This window comes from Streptomyces sp. CB02959, assembly GCF_002803155.1.
Classification (GTDB): Bacteria; Actinomycetota; Actinomycetes; order Streptomycetales; family Streptomycetaceae; genus Streptomyces.
Window position 1 is genome coordinate 21,888 of record NZ_NNBP01000053.1, and the last position, 6,065, is coordinate 27,952.

Annotated in this window: 8 protein-coding genes; 4 read left to right on the top strand and 4 right to left on the bottom strand. The window is 68.6% G+C overall.

Translation table 11 applies throughout. From position 1 onward, the window contains the following. Window positions 1-57: 57 nt before the first annotated feature. Window positions 58-441 carry a hypothetical protein gene (locus tag CG747_RS44845; RefSeq protein WP_100607643.1) on the bottom strand — a complete coding sequence of 128 codons (384 nt, stop codon included), beginning with the start codon at window positions 439-441 and terminating at the stop codon, window positions 58-60. 359 nt (window positions 442-800) lie between these two features. Here CG747_RS44845 and CG747_RS44850 point away from each other — a divergent pair, with 359 nt between their 5' ends. Both CG747_RS44850 and CG747_RS50530 read left to right on the top strand, forming a co-directional pair. Then, a complete protein-coding gene (locus CG747_RS44850; protein WP_100607644.1) occupies window positions 801-2,129 on the top strand; it encodes a triacylglycerol lipase in 1,329 nt (442 codons plus the stop codon). A 433-nt stretch (window positions 2,130-2,562) separates the two neighbouring features. Further along, window positions 2,563-2,655 (top strand): IS110 family transposase, encoded by a 93-nt coding sequence (locus CG747_RS50530; RefSeq protein ID WP_257981194.1) that lies wholly within the window; start codon window positions 2,563-2,565, stop codon window positions 2,653-2,655. Between the two features lie 862 nt (window positions 2,656-3,517). Here CG747_RS50530 and CG747_RS44860 read toward each other — a convergent pair. Next, window positions 3,518-3,772 carry a hypothetical protein gene (locus CG747_RS44860; protein WP_100607645.1) on the bottom strand — a complete coding sequence of 85 codons (255 nt, stop codon included), beginning with the start codon at window positions 3,770-3,772 and terminating at the stop codon, window positions 3,518-3,520. 303 nt (window positions 3,773-4,075) lie between these two features. Here CG747_RS44860 and CG747_RS44865 point away from each other — a divergent pair, with 303 nt between their 5' ends. After that, window positions 4,076-4,366, top strand: coding sequence for a hypothetical protein (locus tag CG747_RS44865; RefSeq protein WP_100607646.1), 291 nt, complete (start codon window positions 4,076-4,078; stop codon window positions 4,364-4,366). Window positions 4,367-4,603: 237 nt separating this feature from the next. Next, the gene (locus CG747_RS47700; RefSeq protein ID WP_146022286.1) at window positions 4,604-5,059 is read left to right on the top strand and encodes a hypothetical protein; all 456 of its coding nucleotides are present in this window, start codon (window positions 4,604-4,606) and stop codon (window positions 5,057-5,059) included. Window positions 5,060-5,249: 190 nt separating this feature from the next. Here CG747_RS47700 and CG747_RS44870 read toward each other — a convergent pair whose 3' ends face one another. Both CG747_RS44870 and CG747_RS50535 read right to left on the bottom strand, forming a co-directional pair. Further along, window positions 5,250-5,627, bottom strand: a complete 378-nt coding sequence (locus CG747_RS44870; RefSeq protein WP_146022287.1) for a DUF6879 family protein — start codon at window positions 5,625-5,627, stop codon at window positions 5,250-5,252. Further along, window positions 5,596-5,835 carry a hypothetical protein gene (locus CG747_RS50535; protein ID WP_100607648.1) on the bottom strand — a complete coding sequence of 80 codons (240 nt, stop codon included), beginning with the start codon at window positions 5,833-5,835 and terminating at the stop codon, window positions 5,596-5,598. Before CG747_RS50535 ends, CG747_RS44870 begins: the two co-directional genes overlap by 32 nt. Window positions 5,836-6,065: the final 230 nt, after the last annotated feature.

The window sequence follows — 6,065 nt, forward strand, 5'->3', positions numbered from 1 at the left end:
ACGAGCTTCAGCGGGCCAGACGGAGGTTCCAGCCGTTCAGGCCGGGCTCGTCGCGGCTCACGAGGGTGGGAGTGTACGTCTCGGGGCCGGGCGGTTGGCGTCCTCCCGGGCGTTGAGCCAGTCGAGGACGGCCAGGCGTCGGGGGGCGTCGGCGATGATGGTGCCGTCCTGCTGCACGACGGCGGCCGTGGTGGGGGTGGAGTGGCCGATGCCCCACAGATTCGGGCTGAGCCCGGCCATGGACAGCTGCGGGTCGGCGAGGGCGGCGGCGAAGGTCCTCCAAGATGGCCAGTCGGCCTCCTCCCCGTCATATGGCTGCGTGTGTGCGTCTTTCAGTAGCTGCGCCAGCGTGGTGCGGGCGCCGGTGCGGAGGCGGTCGTCCTGCTCGCGCCAGGCGATGGAGATCCAGGCCGGGGCGGGGACGCGGATTTCCCAGTCCACCCAGCGGCCGGACAGATTCAGGTCGGGGTCGCCTCGATGTAGCCGCCGGTGCTTCCGGCTGTCGGCCTGGTACTTCTCGATCGCGGTGGCGACTTGCTCGCGGTAGAGGTCCGCGCCGGTAGTCCAGGGCGGGACGCCGGTTCCGACTCGTCGGGAAGCTACGGCGCGTGCTCTCGCGCTCCCGCGCCACCTGCCTCACAATCACGACGTGCGCACGATTGATCACACACCGTGCGCATCCTTGAGCCTTGGGCCGGTCCTGAGCCCTGGGCGCTGGGACGCGCCCGTGACTCCGCTACGGGTTGCCGTCGCCCTCTCCCGCGCCCAGGTCGGCGCGGGACCGAACGAAGGCTTCACTCATGGCAAAGACCGCCGAGATCCATGTCAGCTTCAGCCTCCTGGACGGACTCCAAGAGGCATCGCAGGAACAGCTCACCGCGCTGGCGGCGGAGCTGCCCCGTGACATCTGGTTCACCACCCCGCTCACGGGCCCCGGCGAGGCACCACGACCGGACTTCACGTGGACGCTGCGCGGCTCGTACCCGTACGAGGACACCATCGCGACCGGCACCGCCCACGTCTACCTCGCCACCGACGGCCGCCGCCGCATCCAGCGACCGCTGATCTTCGCGGACGGATTCAACTACGGGCCCAGCGACCTCGACGGACTGTGGACGTTCTTCGACAAGCAGGAAGGGGGCCGGTTCCTCACCTCACTCCGAGAGGCCGGCCATGACGTGATCCTGCTGGGCTTCGACGAGCGCCACACCTACATCCAGGCCAACGCCGGCGTCGCCACCGCATGCATCGAGCGCGCGATCGCCGAGCGCGAGGGCGACCAGAAGCTGGTCGTCGGCGGGGTCAGCATGGGCGGAACGATCACCCGCTACGCGCTCGCACGCATGCAGCACAACGGCGACGACCCCCAGACCCGCACCTACTTCTCCTGGGACACCCCCCACCTCGGCGCCTGGATTCCCCTGATCCTCCAGCAGATGGCCCACTTCTTCGAGGACTACACCGACGAGGCGCCGGGCGAGCCCAAGCAGGCCGAACTCCTGCGCAGCCCCGCCGCCCAGCAGCTGCTGTGGGCATGGGTGGAGAACTCCAAGTACCAGGGCCCCGTGGCCACCGCCAGCCCACTGCGCACCCAGTTCCTCAAGGACCTGGCCGCCGTCGGCAACTTCCCCACAGACATGGCCAGGGTCGGTGTCGCCAACGGCCACGGAGCCGGCACCGGACTGAAACTGACGCCTGGTGAGATCGCCTTCGAGTACAAGAAGGAGTACAACGTCGCGAGCGCCACGGCCCGCATCCAGCCCGACCTGGGCGACAAGCAGCCCATCGGCGGAATGCACATCGCCCTGGCGGTCCGGCGCAGCTCGACCACGAGCGTCCCGGCGCTGGACGGTGCCCCGGGCGGCACCCTCGCCTCCTTCGGCCTGGTCGCCAAAAAACTGGGCATCGAGGTCGACCCGCGCTTCGACTACACCTGCTTCGTCCCGTCCGTCAGCGCGACCGCACTCCACCACGACCCACTCCACTGGGAAGACGTGGACTTCTTCACCGACCTGTCCGCCCCCGACTCGGGCCCCTTCGACCTGGACGCCTTCCGCTGCGCCGACGACAACTCCCCCCACAGCGAACCGCGCCCCGAACTGACCGAGTGGCTGATCAACCACATCTGAGCCCAGACACCGGCCCGCGCCGCGCAATGACGTTCTGGGATCCGTTCGGCGGTATAGGCCGCACCGGCCCGTGTCAGCAAGGACGAAGCCGAGCGCGGCCGCAGGCACCACGGCGCCATTGCTGCGCCGCGCCCTCGACGGCCGCCGCGATCACCGTTCGGCGCCCTCGGTCCAAGAATCCTCCGCGCCGCCGGAATATACGCAGATGGGAGTGCCGGGCCGCGGCGACTGAGGCCGGCGCCTGCACCGGGCTGCCCCTACCAGGGGTGTGACCCAGATACGCTCCAAACGGGCGATGGGATGATCTTGGAGGTGTGAGCGGCCAGGTCCCGTCACCCGTTCAGCCCGGCCTCGTTGCAGGTGATGTTGGGCTGTCGTCTGGGGCCTGCTGGACATCGTCCCCGGGATCGACCGGGCGGTGGCCTAGGTGATCGTGGCCGAGACCGGGGGCGACATGCCCCGGTTCCCCTCGGCGGGACATCTGGTGTCCTGGGCCGGGCTGTGTCCAGGACACCACGACCGATGATGCCCCGAAGAGTGAACTCGTCACCAGCGACGCTGCAGAGGACTCACGAGCGATCCGGAATCTCGTCGACGCGTCAAAGGTGACGCAATCGCCGAACCCCTCAAGGACATCGCCATATCTCCACCAGTTTGGCCCTTTTGGTGATGCGGGCCAACAGGAATTCAGGGGCGAGAAAACCTCTCTGGCGCAGGTACCGCAAATGTGCGGGAGTGCTCAAAGAACGCGGCGTGCACCAACACACAGTTCGTCATCACCCACACTTCATCGGCACTCGCAGCGCCCCTCTACAGTGCGGCGGTGTGTGGTGTGACGACCGATTGCTGCTCGACTCCGGCTGGGACTGCCCGCGGTGCGAGGGTCGGCAGGCCGACCGCCGTGCGCGGCGACACGCAGTCGCCGTCGACGCCGCCATGCCGCACGCCTCCGAGACCGAGCGCGGGGGAGGCCGCCGAGCAGCAGTGGCATCAGGACGTGACCATCGAAGCGTGGGCCAAGGTTCGCCGGTGGCCGCAGTTCGAGCGCTGGCGCATGGCGGTCCACCATCGTGGGGCAACCGGTCTGCGTGCACGAATGGTGGGTGGCCTCCGCTGGGGCCGGCACGCAGCCTGGCCTACGGGTCCCGGTGTCCCGCGGCCGTCTCCTTGGCCACGGGACACCGGGACCCCATCGGCGGACAACGCCGACAGCCCCGCCGGCCCTGAACAGTGGACCGGCGGGCCTGTCCCACACCGGGTTCGCGGTGCCTGGGGCCGGCTGCCCGGCCGAATCCGAATCAAGCCCTTGATGGCACCCGCTCACATCCGCAGATCCTCATCACCTGGTCCGGACCGGCTCACCGCGCCACCCTCGGCGCCGCGTCGGCCTACCGCCAGTTGTGGTGGCCGTGCCGCCATCCGCGGAAGCCGTCGTGGTCGTGCCGCCATCCCTCGCCCCGGAAACCCTCACCGCCGTGCCGCCATCCGTCACGGTCGTGGTGGTAGCCGTAGTGACGGCCGTGGTAGCCGCGGTGAGGGCCGTGGTCGTAGCCACGGTCCGCGGCGGAGGCGGGAAGTGCGCCGACTCCGATGACCGCGCCGGCCACGAGCACGGCGGCGGCGATGCGCTTGCTGTAGGACATGAACGATTCCTTCCTCGCGCAATACGGCGAGAGCCCCGCCGATTACGACACTGATGTGCCGGCTGGTCACCGGCAAGGGAATCCTTCCGATCAAGCCTCCCCAAGCCCCTTGGGCGCGCTGTAAGTTACCAATTCAGAACAATGTCCCATTTCTTCCCCGATGCTGTCTGACACCAGCGCGGCATCGGCGACCGGGGTCGCGGCGGCCCACCCTGTCCCGGCCATCGCAGGCAAAGACAGGGCAGACATGCAGTACGCGGGTGTGTCGTCGTTCGCGGGATTCGATGATCTGCGGCAGCAGTCTTGGCCGCGCGTCCGCGTCATTGGAGGAAGGCGGCGGTCGACAGGCGGGCGGCCGACCAGGATCCGCCCCTCGCGCGCCTGACGGGATCGACCACTCACATCGACGCCGGCCCCGATGAGCATTGGTCGTCTTCGGCGGAGCTGGAGACCATCCAAGCATGCCGGAAGCGGGGCGGCCTGCTGCTGGGTGTCTCCACCATGTTCGAGCCGGTGTCCTCCGCCGGCTCCAACGCGGTACTCCGGTACGGCGCCGCCGGGCATATCTTCTTCGGCTGGGTTCCCGTGGCCTGACCACTGGTGCCCCAGCCGCCCAGTCGTGCGCTCCCCAACTCCTCGAAGCTTCTTTGCGCCCTGTCGTCACTTGGTCGTGTGGCTGTAAGCAGGAGTGCTGAGCGACCAAAGTGCACTGAGACGGGCCTTGGCCCCGGCCGGCGCAGAGCTGGGACAGCGATCCTCCTTCGGAGAACGGAGGGTGCCGGACACCAACGCCCGGCACATGGACCTGGGAAAGAACCGAAGGGTCAGCGAATGCGATTAAGTCTGTTGGCCAGGTCACTTGTCGTCGCTGCCGCCGCAGCCCTGACGGCGGGCAGCCTGGCAGAAGCGGGCGCCGCAGCGTCCGCACCGACACATGACCGACCGTCCACGCCGCACGTCGTCGCTGCCGAACGCTACGCTGCGGCATCCCGCTGTGGAGGCAATCTGACCGCGACCCCCGTCGCATGGTCACCGTCCAAGGGCAACTGCTCGGTCTTCGGCAACCCGGGACTCCAGCTGGTCATTCACTGGGTCATCGACGGCGGTGTGCAAAACCCGGCGCTGCAGGCCAAGGCTTACGACAGTAACGGCAGGAAGTACTGGTACCACTGCGGTTCCGGCGGCGGCTACTGCAAGGTGCCCTGGGGCAACTCCGTGGCCGTCCCTGAAGTCCGCGGTCGTGTCTTCGGCGCCGGAGCGTCGCACATCAGGTGGGAACTCAGCTGACCTGACGACTCGCTCGGCCCCTTGCTGGACTTTTGGAGGGGATAAGCGCTACCGCGCTTATCCCCTCGCGGCACTTCCAGGCTATCCGCCGGGCTTACAGGCCGAGTCCACATACGTGCCCAACTTGCCTGACCAACCCCCAACTGACCTGCGAGGACTTATGAGTTAGTTCGGTCAACACGCCTGACGCTCAATCTGCACCCGAGATAGCTCGCCGGGCGCAGGCGATGGGCTGCGGTGTCCTGATCTGGTGACCCCGCGCGGGCAGCGGGACCGAAATCCAGGCCGGTAGAACCGCAGGACTGCGCCCAAGTTCCGTCGCCTGGCCTCCGCCGCGGCGGCCTGCGCGCATGACGACGCCGCGGGCCAGGGTCTCCTTCACGATGCCGAGCCACTCGGGCCAGAAGGATGCGGTGGGATCGAGGGTGATCTCCCCGGTGCGGGTGAACCGATCGATGTCCTCGACCTCGTCCCCGACACCGTACTGGTCGCGCATCTCCAGGTGCACGGCCGTGCGCTGCGCTCCTGATAGCAGTTCAGCGAAGTCCGGCACGTTGCTCTGCGACATCACATGCCTCCCTCAGAATCGGCACCATGCGGGCGGGGATGCGGATCACCGTCTCATGGGCTGGGATGCCCCTGTCGTGGCCGGGCACCCACGCGGTGTCGGCTACCTGGGACTTCGGCAGCTCTTCGGCTTCCTGGCCCTGCAGGACAAGATCCGCGCTGCACGACCCCGACGGCCTGATCGAGGGGGAACCCCCTCTCGACCGCAGCTCTCACGAGGGCCTGGTCAAGGCCGTGCTCGGGTGGAACAGCGGCGCCGGCTCGCCGGCGGCGGACTGCGAGCAGATCGCGCTGCAGCTGACCGGAGCCGCCCGAGCGGTGGCCGACGACGTCCGCCGCGCCGCCGCGCTGCTGCCCGTCGAGCACCCAGCCCGCGTCCTCGCCGAGTACGTCCTCAAGGTGACCGGCCGCTGGCTGCCCCTAGGCCGTTTCTGATGGC